A 21,180-nucleotide genomic window follows, 5' to 3' on the forward strand; every position below is an offset into this window, starting at 1 on the left:
CCGGCCCACGGCGCGGGGCCGGCCGACGCCACCACCGTCGCCCGGGAACCGGCGACCGGGACCGAGACCGTGACCGGTGCGGCGGCCAGCGCGCCCGACATCCAGCCGGTCGACGTCGCCGCCTCCCTCGCCCACGACGCCGTCAACGACGCGGCGCCGGCCGAGGCGGAGCCGGAGAAGCGCGGCTGGTGGACCCGGCTGACCTCGGGCATGAAGCGGACCTCCTCGGCCCTGTCCGACCGCGTCACCGGGTTGTTCACCAAGCGCAAGCTCGACGCCAACACCCTGGAGGACCTGGAGGACGCGCTGATCCAGGCGGATTTCGGCGTCGAGACCGCGACGCGGATCTCGGAGGCCGTCGGCAAGGGCCGCTACGAGAAGGGCATCTCCCCCGACGAGGTCCGGGCGATCCTGGCGACCGAGGTCGAGCGCGCGCTGGAGCCGGTGGCCAAGCCCCTGGTGATCGACGCCGCCAAGAAGCCGTTCGTGGTCCTGATGATCGGCGTGAACGGCGCCGGCAAGACCACGACGCTGGGCAAGCTTTCCCTCAGCCTCAAGGCGGAAGGGCGCTCGGTGATGCTTGCGGCGGGCGACACCTTCCGCGCGGCCGCCATCGAGCAGCTCAAGGTCTGGGGTGCGCGCACCGGCACGCCGGTGGTGAGCGGGGCGCAGGGCGCGGACGCGGCGGGCCTGGCCTTCGACGCCCTGAAGCGCGCCAAGGCCGAGGGCACCGACGTGCTCCTGATCGACACTGCCGGCCGGCTCCAGAACAAGGCCGGCCTGATGGCGGAGCTCGAGAAGATCATCCGCGTGCTGCGCAAGAGCGACCCGGAAGCGCCGCACGCCACGCTGCTGGTGCTCGACGCCACCGTCGGCCAGAACGCGCTGTCGCAGGTCGAGCTGTTCTCCAAGGCCGCGCCGGTCTCGGGCCTGGTGATGACCAAGCTCGACGGCACCGCGCGCGGCGGCATCCTGATCGCGCTCGCCGCGAAGTTCGGCCTGCCCGTCCACTTCATCGGCGTCGGCGAGGGCGTCGACGACCTGGAGCCGTTCGCGGCACGGGACTTCGCGCGGGCGATCGCGGGGCTGGAGAAGGGCTGAGGCCGATCGCCTCCGGTAGACCTCACCATTCCCCGTCGGTAGAGACGCCCTCACGTGACGGACCGTTCGGGGACGTGACGGACCGCTCGGATTCCGTGGCCAGACGCATGCAGATCGAATCCGTCCCCCCGCACCGCCACCTGCCGCCGGCCCTGAAGCTCGCCCTGGAGATGGGGCCGCTGGTGATCTTCTTCCTCGGCAACGCCTATGCCGAGCGCTTCGGCGTCGCCGCCGATCAGAAGCTGTTCGTGGCGACCGGGGTGTTCATCGCGGCGACGGTGCTGGCGCTCGCCGTGCACTTCGCCCTGGTGCGCCGGCTGCCGATCATGCCGATGGTCTCGGGCGTGGTGGTGGTCGTGTTCGGCGGGTTGACCCTCTATCTGCAGGACAAGACCTTCATCATGGTGAAGCCCACCATCGTGAACACCCTGTTCGGCCTGGTGCTGCTCGGCGGGCTCGCCTTCGGCAAGTCCCTGCTCTCGGTGGTGCTCGACTCGGTGTTCTCGCTCACCGAGGAGGGATGGCGGAAGCTGACCTTCCGCTGGGGCCTGTTCTTCCTCGCGCTGGCACTGATCAACGAGGTGGTGTGGCGGACCCAGAGCGAGGATTTCTGGGTGAACTTCAAGGTCTTCGGCATCATGCCGCTGACCGTGGTGTTCGCGCTGGCCCAGACGCCCCTGCTCACGCGCTACGAGCGCAAGAAGACCGACGCTTGAATCGGGCGCAAGCCGAACCGGCGCCGCCGGCTCGGCGGACGGCCCGCCCGGGCCGGTGAGGACCGTCCCTTCCTACTTCGCGGCCACCTTCCCGGCCGCCCGGATCTTGGCGATCACGTCCGCGAGGTTCTCCGGCGTGACGATGCCGACGAGCTTGTCGCGGATCACGCCGTCCGGGCCGATGATGAAGGTCTCGGGCACGCCGTAGACCCCGAAATCGATGCCGACGCGGCCGGTTTCGTCGTGGCCCACCGCCTGGAACGGGACGCCGTTCTTGGCGAGGAAGCGGCGCCCGTTCTCGGCCGCGTCCTTGTAGTCGATCCCGACGAGCCGGATGCCGGGCTCGCGCGCCAGCCGCATCAGCATCGGATGTTCGACCTGGCACGGCGCGCACCACGAGGCCCAGACGTTGAGCACCGTGACGCCGCCCTTCAGGTCGGCGCTCGACAGGCCCGGCACCGGCTTGCCGTCCGCGGTCAGGCCGGGCACCGCCGGGAGCGCGAAGCTCGGCACCGGCTTGCCGATCAGCGCGGAGGGGAGGGCGGCCGGATCGACGCCGGAGCGCAGGCGCAGGAAGAACACGCCGGCCAGCACCGCGAAGGCCAGCACCGGGACGACGACGAGGAGCGAGCGGCGGACCGGCTCCGGAGGGGCCTCGACGCTCACCGGCGATCCTCCGGCTGGAGCTGGGCCAGCGCCCGCCTCTGGGCCCGCCGGTCGCGGATCGCGTTGAGGACGAGGGCCGCCATCACCAGGGCGGTGAACGCGTAGGAGGCGAGGATGAAGCCGCCGTGGCTGCCGAGGTCGAAGGTCATGGGTTCAGGCGATCCGGATCGGTTTCATGCGTGGGCCGCCCGCTCGAGGGCGGCGACGTCCAGCTTGATCATGCCCTGCATGGCCGAGAAGACCCTGGCGGACACGGCGCGGTCCGGGTCGGCCAGGAGGCGGGGAAGCACCTCCGGCACAACCTGCCAGGGAATGCCCCAGCGGTCGCGGAGCCAGCCGCACATGATCGCGGTGCCGCCGTCGGCGGTCAGGCCCGCCCAGAGCCGGTCGACCTCGGCCTGATCGGCGCAGGAGACGGAGATCGACGCCGCCATGCCGTACTCGACCGGCGTGCCGCCGTTCAGCGCCTGGAAGCTCTGGCCGCCGAGGGTGAACGCGACGAGGATCACGTCGCCCGCGGCGCCGCCCGGCCACGCGCTCGGCGCGCGCTGGATGTGATCGATGCGGGAATCGGGCACGAGCCCGACATAGCGGCGCACCGCCGCCTCCGCATCGGTGCCGAACCAGAGGCAGGTTCTCACCGTCTTCATGGGCCGCGTCTCCTTCCGGGATGCGGGGCACGCCGCACGCGGGCGCGTCTCGCGATCAGACGGCCTGGCCGAGCGGCAGGTCGCGCCCGGCGTCCGAGGTCGTCACGGTCGACCCGGCATCGAGGCGCTCGGCCTCGCGGATCGTCAGGGTCCGCACGCGCCGGCGCATGATCTCGGTCCGCATGGCATAGAGGTGCAGGGTGGTGCCGCCGAGGGTGGCGGCGCCGATCATCACCAGCAGCGGGTAGAGCATCGACGGGTCGATGGTCGAGCCGCCCATGCGCAGGATCGAGGCCGGCTGGTGCAGGGTCGACCACCAGTTCACTGAGAACTTGATGATCGGCAGGTTGATCGCGCCGACGAGCGTCAGGATCGCGACGGAGCGGGCGGCCCGGTTCGGGTCCTCCATCGTCCGCCACAGGGCGATGATGCCGCAGTAGATCAGGAACAGGATCAGCATCGAGGTGAGCCGCGCGTCCCAGACCCAGTAGGTGCCCCACATCGGCTTGCCCCAGAGCGAGCCGGTGACGAGGCAGATCAGGGTGAAGGCCGCCCCGATCGGCGCGGCGGCGCGCTGCGCCACGTCGGCGAGCGGATGGCGCCAGACCAGGGTGCCGACCGCCGACAGGCTCATCGACGCGTAGAAGAACACCCCGAGCCAGGCCGCCGGCACGTGGATGAACATGATCCGCACGGTCTCGCCCTGCTGGTAGTCGGGCGGGGCGACGAACCAGGACAGGTAGAGCCCGAGCGCGAGGATCGCGGTCGAGATCGCGGCGAGCCACGGCACCAGCGTGCCGGACCAGCGCATGAAGTGACTCGGGTTGGACAGGCGCGTCCACAGGGGCGTCGACATGGGCGATGTCTTAGCCCGGGGTGCGGTGCAGCGGCAATGCGCACGTCTGGCGCAGCCTCGCTCGGCGCGGGCACCGGCGGCATGAGCCCTCAACGCGCGCAGGCGTCGATGTCGCCGCATGCGCCGCCCGGTGAGCCCGGTCGGCGGACGCAGCGGTCGATCAATCACCCCTGGAGGCCGCCGATCCGTCGTGCGGCGTCGCAGGGTGGAACGGTCACTCGCACTCGGAGAGGACGAGCTTGCAGCTGGGGCACTTGTCGAAGGCCATCTCCTTGGCGGCGGCCTCGGTCCGGCCCCAGCCCACGCCGTAGGTGGTGCGATTGGAGACGTAGGCGCCGCAGGCGTCGAAGCGGGCGACGACCTTGCAGTTGTCGTTGCCCATCTTGGCGCATTGGCGCATCGCGGCGGCGCCCGCGGCCTCGCGCGAATCGCCCCAGCCGATGCCGTAGCCCTCGTCGCCGGCCTTCTGGCCCTCCTCGGTGTCCACGGCGAAGGCGCCGGCCGCGGCGGCGGGAGCGGTCGCGAGGAGCGCCAGGAGCAGCGCGGACATCAGGGTCTTCATCGTTACGTCCCCATCGAGCTTGACAGGGCGGCCGAACCCTTCGCGCCGCCGCTGCCAGCCGTCTGATAAGGCAGGGCGGCGCAAAGGAAATTGCACGACCGTTCCGATCTCTTGCGCGAGCGTCCCGCCCTCATTCCGACCAGCGCAGGGCCGCCGCCGCCGCGAAGGTGCCGACCAGCGCGGCGATCAGGCTGAGGCCGGACAGGATCATCAGCGGGGTGGCGAAGGGGACGGTGCCGCCGAGGGCCGACTGCGCGGCCGAGACGCCGAAGATCAGCGTCGGGATCATCAAGGGCAGCACCAGCACGGCGAGGATTAGGCCGCCCCGGCGGATCGAGGCGGTGAGCGCCGCGCCGACCGCGCCGACGAAGGTCAGCGCCGGCGTGCCGACGAGCAGCGTCAGGGCGGTCGCGGCCATGGCGGTCCCGTCGAGCGCGACGAGCAGGCCGAACAGCGGCGAGGCCAGCGCCAGGGGCAGCCCGGTGGTGATCCAGTGCGCGATCACCTTGGCCAGCACCACGAGCTCAAGCGGCACCGGCGCGGCGGTCATCAGGTCCAGCGAGCCGTCCTCCTCGTCGGCCTGAAACAGCCGGTCGAGGCCGATCAGCGTCGCCAGCACCGCCGAGAGCCAGAGGATGGCCGGGCCGATCCGCGAAAGCAGGTTGAGGTCCGGCCCGAGGGCGAACGGCACCAGCGCCACGATCATCAGGAAGAAGACCAGCGACAGCATGCCCGACCCGCCGACGCGGGAGGCCAGCGTCAGGTCGCGGGCGACGAGGGCTGCGAGGATGCGGATCACGCCCACGCCTCCTCCGCGTCGTCCGCCGGCTCGGGCGCCCGCGGAGCGGCCTGCGCGATGTGGAGGTTGCGCGCGTCCTCGAGCCCGAGGGCCTGGTGGGTGGCGGCGATGACGAGGCCGCCGGCCGCCCGGTGCTCGGCCATCAGACCGGCGAGCACGCCCTGCGAGGCGGTGTCGAGGGCGGCCGTCGGCTCGTCGAGGAGCCAGAGCGGGCGCGCGCAGACGAGGAGCCGCGCCAGCGCCACCCGCCGCCGCTGCCCGGCGGACAGGTAGGCGACCGGCAGGTCGAGCGCGTGGGCGAGGCCGAGCCGGTCGAGCGCCGCCCGCGGGCTCAGCCGCTTCGTCCCGAGAAGGCTTTGCGCGAAGGCGAGGTTCTCGGCCGCCGTCAGGCTGCTCTTCAGCCCGTCGCGATGGCCGACGGCGTGCAGGCACTCGGGCAGGGCCGCCTCGCCCATGTCGTGGACGGTGAGCCGGCCCGAATCCGGCCGCAGCCGCCCGGACAGGATCGCGAGCAGGCTCGACTTGCCCGCGCCGTTGCGGCCGGTGACGGTGATCGCCTCGCCCGGGCCGATGGCGAAGGTCAGCCCGGAGAAGATTTTTCGCCCCGAGCGGCGGCAGCAGAGGGCATCGACGGTCAGCCGCACGAAGGTTGCCTGTTCAGAGAATGAAACGCTTCGATCTACCGGTAGATCGCGCGCCGGTGGCCGATCCGTACCACGACGACCCTGACGGTCGCGTCGTCGATCGCAGCGATGATCCGGTAATCGCCGACCCGATATTTCCAGAGGCCGCCCAGCCGCGAACCTTTGAGCGCCTCACCGAGGCTTCTCGGATCGTCCAGGGGCGACAGGCGATCCCGCAGGAAACGGAGAATCCGCGCGGCGGCCTCACGATCGAGCCTATCGAGTTCGCGTTCCGCGGACCGTTCGAACTCAATCCGACAAGCCATGCCGATCCATCACCGCCTGCAGCGTGACGGTCCGGCTCTCGCCGCTTTTCAGGGCTGCGACCCGGCTCTCCGCAAGCTCGACGTCCTCGATCTCGTCGAGGTGGTCTTGGATCGCCTCACGCACGTGATCGTCCGCGCTGCGGCCGGTGCGTCGGGCCAGGGCGTCGAGGCGGCGTTCGATCTCCGGCGGCAGGTCGAGGGCGAGCATGGAAGTCTCCGAGGCGCGTCAGGCTTACGATGGCGGCGCGCATCCGTCCATTCTCGGCACCAAGCCCTCTTGCACGACGAGCCCACGACACCCGCGCCGCCTTGCCCGATTGCGCAAGACGAAGGAGCCGCGCAACCTCACCGTCATCGGGCAAGCGGCGTTCCGCGATCGTGGGACGCCGGGACGCACCGCCGACACGGAGGATGTCGCCATGACCAAGCCGTCGCAATCCGCGAAGCTGCGCGTGAACGACCCGCGGGTCCGCACCGAAGCCGAAATGGCCCGGGATCCCGACGCGCTCGCCGGCCGCGCGATGGTGGAGGCGCGGGTCGCGCGCTGCACCGCGGACGAGCAGGCCGCGTTCTGGGCGGCGGTGCGGCGCTGCTTCGGCGGCCCGGCGCCGGAAGCCGCCGCCTGAGCCGGACGGGACCGAGGACGCGGGCGGACAGCCTCGCGGCACTGTCACCCGCGACCCGGTAGCGGGCAAATTCGAATCGTTCTATACGGTCCCCAGGCTGCGCCGCGCGACCTTCGAGCGTCCAATTCGCTCCTCGCGCACCCTCCTGCCCGGGCACCCCCGGGGCGGCGCGCGCTCCCTGCGAGCGCAGTCAGGCCGAACACCGGTTTCGTGGCGCGGGTTATGCCTGCGCGTGTTCGACAAACGCCAGCGAGGATCAGACCAGCCGTGGCTTCCATCGACAGCTTCAAGTCCCGACAGACGCTTCAGGCGGCGGGCAAGACCTACACCTACTACTCGATCCCCGAGGCCGAGAAGAACGGGCTCGCCAACTCCACGGCCCTGCCGTTCTCGATGAAGGTGATCCTCGAGAACCTCCTGCGCTACGAGGACGACCGTTCGGTCAGGAAGGGCGACATCGAGGCGACGGTCGCCTGGGTCGACAACCGCGGCAAGACCGAGACCGAGATCGCCTTCCGCCCCTCCCGCGTGCTGATGCAGGACTTCACCGGCGTGCCCGCCGTCGTCGACCTCGCCGCGATGCGCGACGCGATGGTGGCCCTCGGCGGCGACCCGCAGAAGATCAACCCGCTGGTGCCGGTCGACCTCGTGATCGACCATTCGGTGATCGTCGACGAGTTCGGCACGCCGAAGGCGCTGGCCGACAACGTCGCGCTGGAATACGAGCGCAACGGCGAGCGCTACACCTTCCTCAAGTGGGGCCAGTCGGCGTTCGACAACTTCTCCGTGGTCCCGCCCGGCACCGGCATCTGCCACCAGGTCAACCTCGAGTACCTGTCGCAGACCGTGTGGACGAAGCGGGACCCCGACGCCTCGGACGGCTCCGAGATCGCCTATCCCGATTCGCTCGTCGGCACCGATTCGCACACCACCATGGTCAACGGCATGGCCGTGCTCGGCTGGGGCGTCGGCGGCATCGAGGCGGAAGCCGCGATGCTCGGCCAGCCGCTGTCCATGCTGATCCCCGAGGTCGTCGGCTTCAAGCTCTCCGGCAAGCTGCCCGAGGGCACCACCGCCACCGACCTCGTGCTCACCGTCACGCAGATGCTGCGCAAGAAGGGCGTGGTCGGCAAGTTCGTGGAGTTCTACGGCCCCGGCCTCGACGAGATGGCGGTGGCCGACCGCGCCACGATCTCGAACATGGCGCCCGAATACGGCGCGACCTGCGGCTTCTTTCCGATCGACCGCAAGACCATCGACTTCCTGAAGGTCACCGGCCGCACCGACGAGCGCATCGCGCTGGTCGAGGCCTACGCCAAGGCGCAGGGCATGTGGCGCGACGCCCAGACCCCCGACCCGGTCTTCACCGACACGCTCGCGCTCGACATGGGCGACGTGCGGCCCTCGCTCGCCGGCCCCAAGCGCCCGCAGGACCGGGTGCTGCTCGACGCCGCCAAGCCCGGCTTCGCCGGCTCGATGGAGACCGAGTTCCGCAAGGCGGCCGACATCGCCAAGCGCTACCCGGTGGAGGGCGCGAACTACGACATCGGCCACGGCGACGTAGTGATCGCGGCGATCACGAGCTGCACAAACACCTCGAACCCGTCGGTGATGATCGGCGCCGGGCTGCTGGCCCGCAACGCGGTGGCCAAGGGCCTGCGCTCGAAGCCCTGGGTGAAGACCTCGCTGGCGCCGGGCTCGCAGGTCGTCGCCGAGTACCTCGAGAAGGCCGGGCTGCAGCAGCCGCTCGATGCGCTGGGCTTCAACCTCGTCGGCTTCGGCTGCACCACCTGCATCGGCAATTCCGGCCCGCTGCCGGCCGCGATCTCGAAGGCGATCAACGACAACGACGTCGTGGCCGCGGCGGTGCTCTCGGGCAACCGCAACTTCGAGGGCCGCGTGAACCCCGACGTGCGGGCGAACTACCTCGCCTCGCCGCCGCTCGTCGTCGCCTACGCCCTCGCCGGCTCGATGCAGATCGACATCACCACCGAGCCGCTCGGCACCGGCTCGGACGGCCAGCCGGTCTACCTCAAGGACATCTGGCCGACGACGGCCGAGGTGGCGCAGTTCATCGAGGCGAACATCACCTCGGCGCTGTTCAAGTCGCGCTACGCCGACGTCTTCACCGGCGACGCGAACTGGCAGGGGGTCGAGGTCACCGAGGCAGAGACCTTCGCCTGGAACGGCGGCTCCACCTACGTGCAGAACCCGCCCTACTTCGAGGGGATGCAGAAGGAGCCGGCGCCGATCACCGACATCCAGGACGCCCGCATCCTCGGCCTGTTCCTCGACTCGATCACCACCGATCACATCTCGCCGGCCGGCAACATCCGCGCGGCCTCGCCCGCCGGCGCCTACCTGCAGGAGCATCAGGTCCGGGTGCAGGACTTCAACCAGTACGGCACCCGCCGCGGCAACCATCAGGTGATGATGCGCGGCACCTTCGCCAACATCCGCATCAAGAACCAGATGGTGCGCGATCCCGCCGGCCAGGTGGTCGAGGGCGGCTGGACCCTGTTCCAGCCCTCGGGCGAGCAGATGTACATCTACGACGCGGCGCAGAGATACGCCGAGGCCGGCACCCCGCTCGTGGTCTTCGCGGGCAAGGAGTACGGCACCGGCTCGTCGCGCGACTGGGCGGCCAAGGGCACGAAGCTGCTCGGCGTGCGCGCGGTCGTGGCCGAGAGCTTCGAGCGCATCCACCGCTCGAACCTCGTCGGCATGGGCGTGGTGCCGCTGGTGTTCCAGGGCGAGACCTCGTGGGCCTCGCTCGGGCTCAAGGGCGACGAGACCGTCACGATCAAGGGCCTCGCCGGCGAGCTGAAGCCGCGCCAGACCCTGACGGCCGAGATCACCGCGGCCGACGGCACCAAGCAGGAGGTGCCGCTGACCTGCCGCATCGATACGCTGGACGAGCTGGAATACTTCCGCAACGGCGGGATCCTGCCCTACGTGCTGCGCTCGCTCGCAGCCTGAAGCTCGGGTCGGGCGGTCCTTGGGTCGCCCGGCCTCACGACACGTCGTCGAGCCGCCGCGGGTCCGTCCCGCGGCGGCTCTTTTCATGCGGTGCGTGCCGGTCGGATCAGGCGGCCGCCTGCGCCGCGTCGAACGCCGCCGCGAAGGCGGCGCCGGGCCGCGCGGTGCAACGATCGACCCAGGCATCGATGGCCGGCACGCCGGGCTTGCCGAACCACGCGAAGGGCGAGTGCAGCAGCAGGTCGACCGCGGTGAAGCGGTCCCCGAGCAGGAACGGGCCGCCGGCGAGTGCGGAGGCCAGGCGTGCCCTGGCCTCCGCGCCGTTCCGGAACGTCTGCGTCAGGAACGGGTGATCCAGCCCGGCGGCCTCGACGACCAGAACCGGCTCCAGCACGCCCGCGTACCAGGCGAGCCACCCGAGATAGGCGCCGCGCTGCCTATGCCCGTGGGGGACGGCGAGCCCGGACTTCGGGAACAGCTCGGCGAGGTACTGCACGATGGCGCTCGATTCGCGGACCAGCGTGCCGTCGTGGTCGAGCATCGGCACCTTGCCCTCGGGATGCGGGTTGCCGGGATCGCGGATCCCCGACCCGTCCCTGCGCGGGATGGTCACCCGCTCGATCCGGACGTCGTCGAGGGCGTCGAGCTCCTTGAGCAGGGCGACGATGCGGGTCGAGCGGCTGTTGGGGGAATGGTAGAGCGTGATCACGGCGATCTCCTGCTGGCGGGTCGGCAGGGGATGGTCTAGCCAAGGTCTCCTGCCAGTTTCCGTCAGTTGCACGATGGCCCGAGCCGACCGGCTGCTCCGACTGCTGCATGCGATGCGCGTCCTGCCGGCGCCGGTGACGGCGGCCCGGCTGGCCGAGGAGACCGGGGTGTCGTTGCGATCGATCTATCGCGACATCGACAGCCTGCGCACGGCCGGCGCCGGGATCGAGGGCGAGCGCGGCTACGGCTATCGCCTCGTCGAGGACGTCGCGCTGCCGCCGCAGACCTTCGACCGGATCGAGATCGAGGCCCTGGTGCTGGGTCTCGGTGAGGTCCGCCACATGGGCGACCCGGCGCTCGCGGAGGCCGCCGCCTCGGTGCTGGCGAAGGTCGCGGCAACGCTGTCCGACCGGCGCGAGCAGCACCTGCTCCACGCGGTGTCGCAGGTCCGCCGCTTCGGGACGCGCTACCCGGCGACCTTCGACATGACGACGATCCGCACCGGGTGCTGGCGCGAGGAGGCGGTGACCATCCGCTATGCCGACAAGGACGGAGCGACGACCGTGCGGACGATCCTGCCGCTCTCCATCGTCTACCTCGACGACAAGATGACGGTGCTGGCTTGGTGCTGCCTGCGCGCGGCGTTCCGCATGTTCCGCGCCGACCGCATCGCGGCGGCGGAACCGGCCGGCACCAGCTTCCACCCGCGACGGGTGGCGTTGCTGCGCAGCTACGTCGCCGAGCTCGGCCGCCGCGGATGATGCGGGCCGGGCCCGCCGGCCGGGCGATGCGCGTCTGAGCCAGAAATAAGAGCCAGCGACCGCGAATAGATTGTGCGCAAGGGTGTTTTGCGGCCGCCGCCGCCCCATAACCTCCCGACCACAACCGGGAGATGCCCCATGAAGACCCTGAATGTCCTCGCCCTTGCCGGCCTGATGACCCTGTCCGGCGCCGCCCTCTCGGCCCAGGCGCTGGAGCGCGTCCGCGGCACGATCGAGAAGGCCGACGGCGGCATGGTGACGATCAAGACCGTCGACGGCGCGACCGAGACCGTCGACGTCGGCGGCGCCAAGTTCGCCTGGGTGGTGAAGTCGAGCCTCGACCAGATCAAGGACGGCGTCTTCATCGGCACCGCGACCAAGGGCGAGAACCCGATGACGGCGCTCGAGGTGGTGCTGTTCCCCGAGTCGATGCGCGGCACCGGCGAGGGCCATTACGGCTGGGATTCGATCACCGACCACACCGCCGCGGGCGGCACGGCGGTGAAGAGCTCGATGACCAACGGCACCGTCAAGGCCGAGTCGGGCACGCCGCGCGTCAAGAGCGCGATGACCAACGGCACGGTGAAGGCCGACACGGCCGGCGCCTCCGGCACGAAGACGTTGACCGTCGGCTACGGCAAGGACGGTGCGGCCAAGACCATCGAGGTGCCGCCGACCGCGCCGATCGTCGCCTTCGAGCCGGCCGACAAGGCGATCCTGATGCCCGGATCGAAGATCTTCGCCGTGGTCGACAAGGCCGGATCGAAGATCGAGGGCAAGCTGATCGCCGTCGGCAAGGACGGCCTCACCCCGCCGATGTGATCCCGGGCGCCGGCGGCACGCGGGTCCGTGCCGCCGCGCCTGACTGGTCATGTCCGAACGGCCGCGGGACCTCGAATCCCGCGGCCGTTCGCATGTCAGGGGGCCTTCGCGTCCGCGCCGACCGTGAACTCGCGCCACAGCAGCATCAGCGCCGCCATCACCGCCGGGCCGAGGAACAGGCCGAGCAGGTGGAAGGTCTCGACCCCGCCGAGGATGCCGAGCAGCACCCACAGGAACGGCAGCTTGGTCGTGCCGCCGATGAGCGCCGGGCGCACGAAGTGGTCGGCCACGAACGTCACGACGAAGCCGGCCACGGCCACGATCACCGCCGCCTTCACCGAGCCGGCGGCCACCAGCAGCAGCGCCGCGATGGCGATGGCGAGCGCGGCGCCGAACGGGATCATCGCGGCGACCGCGGTGAACGCGCCGAGCAGCACCGGGTGCGGCACGCCGGCGAAGTAGTAGACGATGCCCAGCACGACGCCCTCGCCGAGGCCGACGAGGACGAGGCCGTCGACCGTGCCGTGCACCGAGGCGACCATCTGCCGGCCGACCCGCTCGCCGCGCGGCCCGAACAGGCGGTTGCAGGCGACGAGGACCTGATCGCGGATGGTGCGGCCGTCGCGGAACAGGAAGAACAGCGCGACCAGGCTGAAGCCGAACAGCACGATGCGGTGCACCACCTCCTTGCCGACGTTGCGCGACACCCCGATCACCGAATCGTTGTCGAGCCTGCGCAGCATGTCGGACCCGGCATCCGGATGGCTGAGGTTGGCGCTCCACCACGCCGAGGCCTGCGCCGCGCCGTAGGGCAGGTGGTTGACGACGTCCGGCACCGGAATGCCGTCCTTCTCGGCCGCGCGCACGAAGTCGAGGACGTCGTGGGCCTCGCGCGCCGCCTGGATGCCGAGGACGACGAGCGGCGCGAGGAAGACGAGGGCGACAAGGAGCGTCGCGACGAGCGGAAGCACGACGTTGTGTCCGCCCGGCGGGAAGCGCCGCTCGACGCGCACGTAGAGCGGCCACAGCGCGATCGCGAGCACCACCGCCCAGGCCAGCGCCGGCAGGAAGCCGGACAGGATCCAGAGCCCGAGGGCGGCGAGCGCCAGCACCAGCACGACGCGGGCGACGCCCTGGCCCCTGGCCTTCTCCACCGGCGGAAGCGGCGGCGCGTGTTCGGTGCGAAGCGTCTGGTCCATCAGGCGGGTCCTCCGGCGCGATCCGCCGCGCGCTCATGTAGGCCGCCGCGGGACCTTTGCCATACGCGGAATCCGGGCCCCGGGGGCGGCACGGTTGCCGGGCCGGACCCCCTCGTGTAGAGGTCGCGGCCACATGACGGGGCGGCGCGCGGCGCCCTCCGCCACTGGGCCGTGCGGATGGGGGCGCCGCGTCGAGCACCGGCGGCGGCCCGTCGCACCAATCCCGATTCGGCGAGAACGCATGTCAGACCAGCCCAGCACCGGCACCGCCACCTTCGAGCGCGTGGCCGACATCATCGCCGACACCGCCGACATCCCGCGCGAGAAGATCACGCCCGAGAGCCACGCGATCGACGATCTCGGCATCGACAGCCTCGCCTTCCTCGACATCGCGTTCGCCGTCGACAAGGCCTTCGGGATCAAGCTGCCGCTCGAGCGCTGGACCCAGGAAGTCAACGAGGGCAAGGTCCCGGCCGAGGAGTACTTCGTGCTGAAGAACCTCTGCGCCCGCATCGACGCGCTGGTCGCGGAGAAGGCCGCCAAGGTCTGATCCCGGGGTCTCGGCACCGAGACCGGCACCGGCAAGACCCGGGCGGCGACGCCCGGACCGAACGACCCTCCGAAAGCCTGCGGATCGGCAGCCCATGCGCCTCGAATATTTCGAGATGATCGATTCCGTGGTGAGCCTCGACCGCGCCGCCGGCCGGATCGAGGCCCTGGCCCAGGTGCCGATGGAGAGCCCGGTCTTCGAAGGGCACTTCCCCGGCCATCCGCTGGTTCCTGGCGTGCTGCTCACCGAGACGATGGCGCAGGCCTCGGGCTACCTCGTGCTCGCGCACCTGAACTTCGCGCAGATGCCGTTCCTGATGGCGGTGGACAAGGCGCGCTTCCGCTCCTTCGTAGGCCCTGGGGCGACGCTCAGCGTCACCGCGAGCCTGGAGCATGACGGCTCGGGCTACGCCGTGACCAAGGCCGCGATCCGCCACGACGGCAAGCTCCTGGCCGATGCCGAGCTCCGCTTCCGCACCATGCCGTTCCCGGACGGGCTCGACGCGCTGATGCGCGCGCGCACCGCGAAGATCGGCCTGGTGATGGACGGGGATCCGGCGGAGGCCCCGGCAGGAGAACCCGCATGAGCCGCGCCGTCGTCGTCACCGGGATCGGCCTCGTCTCCTGTGCCGGCGAGGGCCTGGCCGCCCATCTCGACGCGCTCGCGGCCGGCACGCCGCCGCGGACCGACGCGACGACGTTCGCGCCCTATCCCGTCCACCCGGCGCCGGCGCTCGCCTGGGACGGTCAGATCCCGAAGAAGTCCGACCAGCGGCAGATGGAGGCGTGGCAGCGCCTCGGCGTCTACGCCGCCGGGCTCGCCCTCGACTCGGCCGGCGTGAAGGACGACGACGCCTTCAAGCAGGCGCTCCACCTCGTGGTCGCGGCCGGCGGCGGCGAGCGCGACTACGCGGTCGACGGGGCGATCCTCACCGGCCTGCGCGATGCCGCCGATCCCGGCGCCTATCTCAACGAACGGTTGCAGAACGACTTGCGGCCGACGCTATTCCTGGCGCAGCTCTCGAACCTGCTCGCCGGCAACATCGCCATCGTCCACGGCGTCAGCGGCGCGTCGCGCACCTTCATGGGCGAGGAGGCGGCCGGCGTGGACGCGCTGCGCATCGGCCAGGCGCGGATCGCCTCCGGCCAGATCGACGCGATGCTGGTCGGCGGGTCCTACAGCGCCGAGCGGCCGGACGTGATGGTCGTCCACGAGATGGGCGGCTTCCTGCGCAAGCCCGACTACGCGGCGGTCTTCGCCCGCGAGGACGCACCCGGGTTCATCCTGGGCAGCTGCGCGGCCTTCCTGATGCTCGAAGCCGCCGAGACCGCCGCGGCCCGTGGGGCGCGGGCGCTCGCCCGCCTCGGACCGGTCGCGAGCGACCGCACCCGGCGCGCGCCCGGCAGCGTCTCGACCAGCCTCGACGCCCTGTGGCGGCAGGCCGGGATCGGGCAGGCGCAAGCGGTCGTCTCCGGCGCCACCGGCGTCGCGGCGATCACCGGCGAGGAGCACGCGCGCCTGTCCGCCCTGGCGCCCGACCGGCCGGTCCATGCGCTGGGCGACCTGATCGGCCACGGCCTCGAGGTGACGGCGCCGTTCGGGGCCGCCCTGGCCGCCGGGCTCGTGGCCGATCGCGGCCTGTCGGAGGTCGCGGTCACCGCCGTGGGCCACCGCCGCGGCGAGGGCGTTCTGCGCCTGATGGCCGTCTGAGCGGCGGCCGTCGCGACAGTCTCCCCGATGCGCCTTCGGCAAGGGCCACTCCGACCCGCCGCCTCATCCTGAGGCGCCCGCCTCGGCGGCCCTCGAAGGAGGCCTCCCGCCGACGCGCGATCCCTCAAGGTCTCCTTCGAGGTCTCCTTCGCGGCGGCTCGCGCCGCACCTCAGGATCAAGGGGGGATGGGAGTCGGCCGCCACGGGTCGGCCGCTTCGTCCCTGCTTTCCGGTCCTACTTCGCCGCCGTCGTCAGCGGGCAGCCGCTGGCCTCGGCGGTGGCGAAGGCCTCCGGGCCGGGCACGGTGGCGAGCTTCCTGTAGAGGTCCCACTCGCCCTTGGATTCGGCGGGCTTCTTGACCTCGAACAGGTACATGTCGTGGACCATGCGCCCGTTCGGCAGCACCTTGCCGCCCTTGGCGAAGACGTCGTCGACCGGCATCGTGTGCAGCAGCGTGTTGACCGCCTCGGTCTCGTCGGTCCCGGCGGCCTTCACCGCCTTGAGGTATTGCAGCACCGCCGAATAGGTGCCGACGTGGATCATGTTGGGCATCTTGCCGGTGCGCTTCATCAAGCGCTGCCCGAAGGCGCGGGTCTCGTCGGTGAGGTCCCAGTACCAGCCCTCGGTGAGCGTCAGGCCCTGCGCGACCTTGAGGCCGAGACCCTTCACCTCCGCCAGGGTGAACAGCAGCGCCGCGAGCCGCTGCCCGCCCTCGACGATGCCGAACTCGGCGGCCTGCTTGATGCTGTTGGAGGTGTCGAGGCCGGCATTGGCCAGCCCGATCACCTTGGCGCCGGAGCCCTGCGCCTGGAGCAGGAACGAGGAGAAGTCCTGCGCCGAGAGCGGATGGCGGACGTTGCCCAGCACCTTGCCGCCCTTCGAGGTGACGTAGCGGGCGATCTCGGCTTCCAGCGAATAGCCGAAGGCGTAGTCGGCGGTCAGCATGAACCAGGTGTCGCCGCCCTGCTGCACCAGGGCGCCGCCGGTGCCGACCGCGAGCGCGTGGGTGTCGTAGGCCCAGTGATAGCCGTAGGGCGTGCAGGCCTTGCCGGTGAGGTCGGCGGTGGCCGCGCCGGTGGTGATGGTGATCTTGCGCTTGTCCTTCGACAGGCCCTGGACCGCGAGCGCCACCGACGAGGTCGTCAGCTCCATGATCGCGTCGACGTTGTCGCGGTCGTACCATTGCCGCGCGATGCCCGACGCGATGTCGGGCTTGTTCTGGTGGTCGGCGGAGACGAGCTCGATCGGCGTCCCGTTCATCGAGCCGCCGAAATCCTCGACCGCCATCCGCGCCGCCTCGATCGAGGAGCGGCCGCCGAACTCGGCGTAGGTGCCGGACTGGTCGTTGAGGATACCGATCTTCACGACGCCGTCCGAGAAGCCCTGCGCGGCGGCGGGTGCGGCGAGCGCGGCGAGCGCGACCGCCAGCGCGAGACGGACCTGTCCCTTGGTCATGCGTATCCTCCCGGAAGACGTGATCTTGTCGATCGGCCGCCGTTCGGGCGGTCCGGGGCGCATGCTAGGCGAAGGGCGGCCGCGCAACCACGGCGGGCGTCGCCCTCCGTGTTACGCTTTGCGCGGAGCTTCATTCTCGAGGAAGGGGCGGAGCGCCGCGAGGGTCGCGGCCGGGTTCTCCTCGGCCAGGAAGTGGCCGGACTCGATCTCGGCGCCGACCGCGTTCGGCGCCAGCGTCCGCCGCCACGCCGCGAGCGCCGTCTCCGGCTTGTCGCGATCCAGGTAGCGGCTGCTGGCGAGAACGAGGACCGGCATCGCCAAGGTCCGCCCGGCGGCGATGTCGGCCCGGTCGGCCGCGCGGTCGGGGCCGGCGCCCGCGCGGTAATCCTCGCACATCGCATGGATGCGCTCGGGCACGGACCAGGCCTGGGCATAGAGGTCGAGCGCGCGCGGGTCGAACGCCGAGAGGTCCTTGGCCGACGTCCAGCCGGCGATCAGCGTCCGGAAATAGCCGTCGGGATCCCTGCCGATCGCGGTCTCCGGGTTCGGGGCCGGCTCGGCGAGGAACGGCCAGTGCGGGTTGGCGCCCGGCGCGGCCTCGATCCGCTCCCACTGGACCGCCGTCGGCACGACGTCGAGCAGCGCGAGCGTCGAGACGCGGGCGGGCTGGTCTAGGGCGAGGCGGTAGGCCACCCGCGCGCCGCGATCGTGCCCGGCGAGCGCGAAGCGGACATGGCCGATCCGCTCCATCAGCGCGACGATGGCGGCGCCGATCCGGCGCTTGGAGTAGCCGTCGTGGGCCGGATCGCCCTCTGGAGCGGCCGACCAGCCGTAGCCCGGCAGGTCGAGGCAGATCACGCGGTGGTCGCGGGCGAGGTCGGGGGCGATGCGGTGCCAGAGCGCGTGGCTCTGCGGGAAGCCGTGGAGCAGCAGGAGCGGCGGCGCATCCGCTGGGCCGCCGACGCGGGCGAAGGCCTTGCCCCAGGCCGCCTCGGTCCACAGCGCCTCGAACTCGGGAAACAGATCGTCGCCACCGCTCGACATGGGCCTTGCTCCAACCTTCGCCGATCGCGACCCGCGGGTGGCGGCGTCGCGCGCCAGCGTCAAACGCGCTCAGGGGCGTCGGGCTCCGGCGGCGATGCGCCCACGCGCGGCAGGGAATGCGAATAAAATCTTAATCCCTGTCGTAGAGGGTAGCATCACGACTGATGGTGCCCGAATGCCCGTTCAAACCCTGGAAGAGCTCGCGAGGATCGACTCCGACTGGGTCTGGCAGACCGATGCCGCGCAGAACTTCACCTATCTGTCTCCCGAGGTGGAACGCTTCCTCGGCCGAACCGCCGGCGCGCTGACCGGCACGTCGCGGATGACGATCGCCGCGAACGGCGGCGACGGCAGCTTCTGGGAGCCCTACTTCACGGCGCTCGACCGGCGGCAGGCCTTCACCGGCTTCATCTATCCCTACGCCCATCCCGACGGCCACGTGCGCTGGTTCCGCATCAGCGGCGAGCCCGTCGTCGCGCCGGACGGGACCTTCTGCGGCTATCGCGGCACCGGCACCGACATCAGCTCCGAGGGCCAGGCGCGCAGTGCCCTCGCCGACGCGCTCGCGGAGCTGCGCACCTCGCACGCCAGCCTGGTGGAGCAGAACAAGCGCTTCGAGGCGGCGCTGAGCAACATGACCCAGGGCCTGTGCCTGTTCGACGAGGCGGCGCGCCTCGTCGTCTACAACCAGCGCTATTGCGAGATCTTCGGCCTGGCACCGGAGGCCCTGCGGATCGGGATGTCCCAGCGCGAGATCTGCGCGATGCTGGTGGCGGCCGGCTGTTATCGCGGAGGCACCACCGTCGACGTCCTGTGCGAGGGCACGCGCCAGGCCCTGCTCGACCCGGACCCGAAGCCGATCCAGCGCGAGCTCGCCGACGGCCGGATCCTCGCCGTGTGCTATCGGACGATCGAGGACGGCGGCTGGGTCTCGACCTTCGAGGACATCACCGAGCGCCGCCGCAACGAAGCGCGGATCGCGCACATGGCGCGCCACGACGCGCTCACCGACCTGCCCAACCGCACGGCGTTGCGCGAGCACGGCCTCAGCATGCTCGGCAAGCCGCGGCGTGCGGGCGAGACCACGCGGCTCGCGATCCTCTGCCTCGACCTCGACCGGTTCAAGGCGGTCAACGACACGCACGGGCACGGCGCGGGCGACGCGCTCCTGCGCGCGGTGTCCGAACGGCTCTGCGCGCGTGTCCGCACCGGCGACCTGGTGGCGCGCCTCGGCGGGGACGAGTTCGCGGTGCTGCACCGCGTCGCCGACGCGGCCGGCGCGCTGGCCCTGGCCGAGCGGATGATCGAGATGGTGAGCACGCCCTACGATCTCGACGGCTACACCGTCGAGATCGGCATGAGCGTCGGCATCGCCATCGCCGACGAGGCGGCCGACGACATCGACCGCCTGCTCAAGAACGCCGACACGGCGCTCTACCACGCCAAGGGCAAAGGCCGCGGCACCGCCTGCCTGTTCGAGGCGGCGATGGACGAGACCGCCGAGGTCCGCCGCGCGATCGAGCGCGACCTCGCCGATGCCCTGAAGCACGGGATGTTCGAGGTGCATTACCAGCCGCTGGTCAACCTCGACAGCAACCGGGTCACCGGCCTGGAGGCCCTGGTCCGCTGGCGCCATCCGGAGCGCGGGCTGATCCCGCCGGCCACCTTCATCCCGGTGGCCGAGGAGACCGGGCTGATCGTCGCCCTCGGGGAATGGGTGCTGAACCGGGCCTGCCGCGACGCCGTCGCCTGGCCGGGCGGGATCAGCGTCGCCGTCAACGTCTCGGCCGTGCAGCTGCGCCACCGCACCTTCGCGCAGACGGTGCTGCTCGCCCTGGCCGCGAGCGGGTTGCGGTCCGACCGGCTGGAGCTCGAGATCACCGAGAGCGTCCTGCTCGACGACACCGAGGCCAACCTCGAGACCCTTCATCTGCTGCGCCGGACCGGCATCCGCATCTCGATGGACGATTTCGGGACCGGCTACTCGAGCCTGACCTACCTGCGCCGCTTCCCCTTCGACAAGATCAAGATCGACCGGTCCTTCGTCCAGGATGCCGGGAAGGCGACCGAGGCCGGGGCGATCATCCGCGCCCTGGTGAGCCTCGGCACCAGCCTCGGCATCACCACGCTGGTCGAGGGCATCGAGACCGAGGAACAGCTCTCCGCCGTCCGGGCCGAGGGCTGCCAGGAGATGCAGGGCTTCCTGTTCAGCCGGCCGCGCACGGCCGACGAGATCACGGCGATGCTGACGGCCGCGCGCGACGAAGCCGCCGCAGCCTGAGACCGGCATATACAACTCCGGATTGTATTTACATCTTTCCTTAAGCCGAAACCCATACGGTAGGTTGCATAGCCGGTTTGCGATGCAAGCTCATGGGATCGCGTGCGATGGGAACGAGGGCGGGACGCGGGGGCGGAAGGCTGGCGGCCTGCCGCGGCGGAAACGCGGCGGTCGAGTTCGCGCTGGTCACGCCGCTCCTGCTGCTGCTGTTCGCCGGCATCTCCGCCTTCGGCATCTATCTCGGCGCCGCGCACACCCTGCGCGATATCGCGGCGGAGGCGGCACGCGCCTCGGTCGCCGGCGTCAGCGACGGCGAGCGCGCCTCCCTCGCCCAGGCGGTGGTGCAGCGCAGCCTCGCCGCCAGCGCGATGTTCAAGGCCGGCAGCGTCGGGGTCTCGGTCGGCACCAGCCCGAGCGACGCCACCGTCTACACGGTCACGCTCACCTACGATTCCTCCGGGCTCGGGCTGAAGTCCCTCGGCAAGCTGGTCCCGCTGCCGCCGGACATCTTCACCAGCACGGTCAGCGTGCGCCGGGGCGGGCTGTGAGCCGCCGGGCGCGCGACCTGCGATCGGCCCGGGGCGGCTCGGTCGCGGTTCTGGTGGCGCTCGGGGCCACCGCGCTGATGGGCGCGGCCGCGGTCGGGATCGATCTCGGCATGGTGGTGCAGGCCAAGCGCAAGGCGCAGGGTGCCGTCGACATCGCCGCGATGCTGGCCGCCGCCGGCGGCGGCGGGGCCGACGCG

Annotated in this window: 25 protein-coding genes; 12 read left to right on the top strand and 13 right to left on the bottom strand. The window is 71.1% G+C overall.

Annotated elements, in window-relative coordinates; all coding sequences use genetic code 11:
• Together ftsY and FV230_RS11565 are read left to right on the top strand one after the other, a co-directional pair.
• Positions 1 to 1,101, top strand: a 1,101-nt coding sequence (gene ftsY, locus FV230_RS11560; protein WP_147842499.1) for a signal recognition particle-docking protein FtsY, incomplete at its 5' end; no start/stop codon positions are given.
• Between the two features lie 107 nt (positions 1,102 to 1,208).
• Positions 1,209 to 1,817, top strand: a complete 609-nt coding sequence (locus FV230_RS11565; RefSeq protein WP_147842500.1) for a septation protein A — start codon at positions 1,209 to 1,211, stop codon at positions 1,815 to 1,817.
• Between the two features lie 72 nt (positions 1,818 to 1,889).
• Here the strand turns inward: FV230_RS11565 and FV230_RS11570 are convergent, their stop codons facing one another.
• From FV230_RS11570 to FV230_RS11610, 9 genes are all read right to left on the bottom strand, one after another.
• A complete protein-coding gene (locus FV230_RS11570; protein WP_147728613.1) occupies positions 1,890 to 2,483 on the bottom strand; it encodes a DsbE family thiol:disulfide interchange protein in 594 nt (197 codons plus the stop codon).
• A complete protein-coding gene (gene ccmD, locus FV230_RS11575) occupies positions 2,480 to 2,632 on the bottom strand; it encodes a heme exporter protein CcmD (protein ID WP_147728614.1) in 153 nt (50 codons plus the stop codon). Before ccmD ends, FV230_RS11570 begins: the two co-directional genes overlap by 4 nt.
• A 24-nt stretch (positions 2,633 to 2,656) precedes the next feature.
• Positions 2,657 to 3,133, bottom strand: coding sequence for a VOC family protein (locus FV230_RS11580; RefSeq protein WP_147842501.1), 477 nt, complete (start codon positions 3,131 to 3,133; stop codon positions 2,657 to 2,659).
• Positions 3,134 to 3,188: 55 nt separating this feature from the next.
• The gene (locus FV230_RS11585) at positions 3,189 to 3,989 is read right to left on the bottom strand and encodes a heme ABC transporter permease (protein ID WP_147842502.1); all 801 of its coding nucleotides are present in this window, start codon (positions 3,987 to 3,989) and stop codon (positions 3,189 to 3,191) included.
• Positions 3,990 to 4,203: 214 nt separating this feature from the next.
• On the bottom strand, positions 4,204 to 4,551 hold the full coding sequence (locus FV230_RS11590; RefSeq protein WP_147728617.1) for a DUF4189 domain-containing protein: 348 nt from the start codon (positions 4,549 to 4,551) through the stop codon (positions 4,204 to 4,206).
• A 130-nt stretch (positions 4,552 to 4,681) separates the two neighbouring features.
• Positions 4,682 to 5,350, bottom strand: coding sequence for a heme exporter protein CcmB (ccmB, locus tag FV230_RS11595; protein WP_147842503.1), 669 nt, complete (start codon positions 5,348 to 5,350; stop codon positions 4,682 to 4,684).
• Entirely contained in the window at positions 5,347 to 5,994 is a 648-nt protein-coding gene (ccmA, locus tag FV230_RS11600; protein WP_147842504.1) for a heme ABC exporter ATP-binding protein CcmA, read from the bottom strand. Before ccmA ends, ccmB begins: the two co-directional genes overlap by 4 nt.
• A 35-nt stretch (positions 5,995 to 6,029) precedes the next feature.
• Entirely contained in the window at positions 6,030 to 6,299 is a 270-nt protein-coding gene (locus FV230_RS11605) for a type II toxin-antitoxin system RelE/ParE family toxin (RefSeq protein ID WP_147727319.1), read from the bottom strand.
• On the bottom strand, positions 6,283 to 6,507 hold the full coding sequence (locus FV230_RS11610) for a TraY domain-containing protein (RefSeq protein WP_147842505.1): 225 nt from the start codon (positions 6,505 to 6,507) through the stop codon (positions 6,283 to 6,285). Before FV230_RS11610 ends, FV230_RS11605 begins: the two co-directional genes overlap by 17 nt.
• Here FV230_RS11610 and FV230_RS30720 point away from each other — a divergent pair.
• Together FV230_RS30720 and acnA are read left to right on the top strand one after the other, a co-directional pair.
• The gene (locus FV230_RS30720; protein WP_243988096.1) at positions 6,506 to 6,925 is read left to right on the top strand and encodes a hypothetical protein; all 420 of its coding nucleotides are present in this window, start codon (positions 6,506 to 6,508) and stop codon (positions 6,923 to 6,925) included. The genes FV230_RS11610 and FV230_RS30720 overlap by 2 nt on opposite strands.
• 267 nt (positions 6,926 to 7,192) lie before the next feature.
• Entirely contained in the window at positions 7,193 to 9,904 is a 2,712-nt protein-coding gene (gene acnA / locus FV230_RS11620) for an aconitate hydratase AcnA (protein ID WP_147727321.1), read from the top strand.
• A gap of 106 nt (positions 9,905 to 10,010) precedes the next feature.
• On the opposite strand, the gene FV230_RS11625 is transcribed toward acnA, so the two are convergent.
• Positions 10,011 to 10,613: a glutathione S-transferase family protein gene (locus FV230_RS11625; protein WP_147842506.1), complete on the bottom strand. Its 603-nt coding sequence runs from the start codon at positions 10,611 to 10,613 to the stop codon at positions 10,011 to 10,013.
• Between the two features lie 73 nt (positions 10,614 to 10,686).
• On the opposite strand from FV230_RS11625, the gene FV230_RS11630 reads away from it, so the two are divergent.
• Together FV230_RS11630 and FV230_RS11635 are read left to right on the top strand one after the other, a co-directional pair.
• Positions 10,687 to 11,373, top strand: coding sequence for a YafY family protein (locus FV230_RS11630; protein ID WP_147842507.1), 687 nt, complete (start codon positions 10,687 to 10,689; stop codon positions 11,371 to 11,373).
• 138 nt (positions 11,374 to 11,511) lie between these two features.
• A complete protein-coding gene (locus FV230_RS11635; protein WP_147727324.1) occupies positions 11,512 to 12,195 on the top strand; it encodes a metal ABC transporter permease in 684 nt (227 codons plus the stop codon).
• A 95-nt stretch (positions 12,196 to 12,290) separates the two neighbouring features.
• Here the strand turns inward: FV230_RS11635 and FV230_RS11640 are convergent, their stop codons facing one another.
• Complete coding sequence (locus tag FV230_RS11640; protein WP_147842508.1) at positions 12,291 to 13,394, bottom strand: AI-2E family transporter; 1,104 nt, start codon at positions 13,392 to 13,394, stop codon at positions 12,291 to 12,293.
• Between the two features lie 241 nt (positions 13,395 to 13,635).
• Here FV230_RS11640 and FV230_RS11645 point away from each other — a divergent pair, with 241 nt between their 5' ends.
• From FV230_RS11645 to FV230_RS11655, 3 genes are all read left to right on the top strand, one after another.
• On the top strand, positions 13,636 to 13,944 hold the full coding sequence (locus FV230_RS11645; protein WP_147727326.1) for an acyl carrier protein: 309 nt from the start codon (positions 13,636 to 13,638) through the stop codon (positions 13,942 to 13,944).
• 94 nt (positions 13,945 to 14,038) lie between these two features.
• Positions 14,039 to 14,530 carry a 3-hydroxyacyl-ACP dehydratase FabZ family protein gene (locus tag FV230_RS11650; protein WP_147727327.1) on the top strand — a complete coding sequence of 164 codons (492 nt, stop codon included), beginning with the start codon at positions 14,039 to 14,041 and terminating at the stop codon, positions 14,528 to 14,530.
• Positions 14,527 to 15,654 carry a beta-ketoacyl-ACP synthase gene (locus FV230_RS11655; RefSeq protein WP_147842509.1) on the top strand — a complete coding sequence of 376 codons (1,128 nt, stop codon included), beginning with the start codon at positions 14,527 to 14,529 and terminating at the stop codon, positions 15,652 to 15,654. The genes FV230_RS11650 and FV230_RS11655 overlap by 4 nt, the downstream gene beginning before the upstream one ends.
• Positions 15,655 to 15,889: 235 nt before the next feature.
• On the opposite strand, the gene FV230_RS11660 is transcribed toward FV230_RS11655, so the two are convergent.
• Together FV230_RS11660 and FV230_RS11665 are read right to left on the bottom strand one after the other, a co-directional pair.
• Entirely contained in the window at positions 15,890 to 17,110 is a 1,221-nt protein-coding gene (locus FV230_RS11660; RefSeq protein WP_147842510.1) for an ABC transporter substrate-binding protein, read from the bottom strand.
• Between the two features lie 111 nt (positions 17,111 to 17,221).
• Entirely contained in the window at positions 17,222 to 18,154 is a 933-nt protein-coding gene (locus FV230_RS11665) for an alpha/beta hydrolase (RefSeq protein WP_147842511.1), read from the bottom strand.
• 175 nt (positions 18,155 to 18,329) lie between these two features.
• On the opposite strand from FV230_RS11665, the gene FV230_RS11670 reads away from it, so the two are divergent.
• From FV230_RS11670 to FV230_RS11680, 3 genes are all read left to right on the top strand, one after another.
• Positions 18,330 to 20,435, top strand: a complete 2,106-nt coding sequence (locus FV230_RS11670) for an EAL domain-containing protein (protein WP_147842512.1) — start codon at positions 18,330 to 18,332, stop codon at positions 20,433 to 20,435.
• Between the two features lie 107 nt (positions 20,436 to 20,542).
• Positions 20,543 to 20,983, top strand: coding sequence for a TadE/TadG family type IV pilus assembly protein (locus tag FV230_RS11675; protein WP_147842513.1), 441 nt, complete (start codon positions 20,543 to 20,545; stop codon positions 20,981 to 20,983).
• Positions 20,980 to 21,180, top strand: a 201-nt coding sequence (locus FV230_RS11680; protein ID WP_246694831.1) for a pilus assembly protein TadG-related protein, incomplete at its 3' end; no start/stop codon positions are given. The genes FV230_RS11675 and FV230_RS11680, both read left to right, overlap by 4 nt.

Origin of the sequence: Methylobacterium sp. WL6, from assembly GCF_008040095.1 — a bacterium.
Lineage (GTDB): Bacteria > Pseudomonadota > Alphaproteobacteria > Rhizobiales > Beijerinckiaceae > Methylobacterium.

Bases quoted from the DNA above. Each gene is read 5' to 3' on its own strand.
- FV230_RS11565 (WP_147842500.1), top strand. From the start codon at position 1,209: ATGCAGATCGAATCCGTCCCCCCGCACCGCCACCTGCCGCCGGCCCTG.
- ccmD (WP_147728614.1), bottom strand. From the start codon at position 2,632: ATGACCTTCGACCTCGGCAGCCACGGCGGCTTCATCCTCGCCTCCTAC.
- FV230_RS11580 (WP_147842501.1), bottom strand. From the start codon at position 3,133: ATGAAGACGGTGAGAACCTGCCTCTGGTTCGGCACCGATGCGGAGGCG.
- FV230_RS11585 (WP_147842502.1), bottom strand. From the start codon at position 3,989: ATGTCGACGCCCCTGTGGACGCGCCTGTCCAACCCGAGTCACTTCATG.
- FV230_RS11590 (WP_147728617.1), bottom strand. From the start codon at position 4,551: ATGAAGACCCTGATGTCCGCGCTGCTCCTGGCGCTCCTCGCGACCGCT.
- FV230_RS11605 (WP_147727319.1), bottom strand. From the start codon at position 6,299: ATGGCTTGTCGGATTGAGTTCGAACGGTCCGCGGAACGCGAACTCGAT.
- FV230_RS30720 (WP_243988096.1), top strand. From the start codon at position 6,506: ATGGAAGTCTCCGAGGCGCGTCAGGCTTACGATGGCGGCGCGCATCCG.
- FV230_RS11610 (WP_147842505.1), bottom strand. From the start codon at position 6,507: ATGCTCGCCCTCGACCTGCCGCCGGAGATCGAACGCCGCCTCGACGCC.
- FV230_RS11630 (WP_147842507.1), top strand. From the start codon at position 10,687: ATGGCCCGAGCCGACCGGCTGCTCCGACTGCTGCATGCGATGCGCGTC.
- FV230_RS11635 (WP_147727324.1), top strand. From the start codon at position 11,512: ATGAAGACCCTGAATGTCCTCGCCCTTGCCGGCCTGATGACCCTGTCC.
- FV230_RS11640 (WP_147842508.1), bottom strand. From the start codon at position 13,394: ATGGACCAGACGCTTCGCACCGAACACGCGCCGCCGCTTCCGCCGGTG.
- FV230_RS11645 (WP_147727326.1), top strand. From the start codon at position 13,636: ATGTCAGACCAGCCCAGCACCGGCACCGCCACCTTCGAGCGCGTGGCC.
- FV230_RS11650 (WP_147727327.1), top strand. From the start codon at position 14,039: ATGCGCCTCGAATATTTCGAGATGATCGATTCCGTGGTGAGCCTCGAC.
- FV230_RS11655 (WP_147842509.1), top strand. From the start codon at position 14,527: ATGAGCCGCGCCGTCGTCGTCACCGGGATCGGCCTCGTCTCCTGTGCC.
- FV230_RS11660 (WP_147842510.1), bottom strand. From the start codon at position 17,110: ATGACCAAGGGACAGGTCCGTCTCGCGCTGGCGGTCGCGCTCGCCGCG.
- FV230_RS11665 (WP_147842511.1), bottom strand. From the start codon at position 18,154: ATGTCGAGCGGTGGCGACGATCTGTTTCCCGAGTTCGAGGCGCTGTGG.
- FV230_RS11670 (WP_147842512.1), top strand. From the start codon at position 18,330: ATGCCCGTTCAAACCCTGGAAGAGCTCGCGAGGATCGACTCCGACTGG.
- FV230_RS11675 (WP_147842513.1), top strand. From the start codon at position 20,543: ATGGGAACGAGGGCGGGACGCGGGGGCGGAAGGCTGGCGGCCTGCCGC.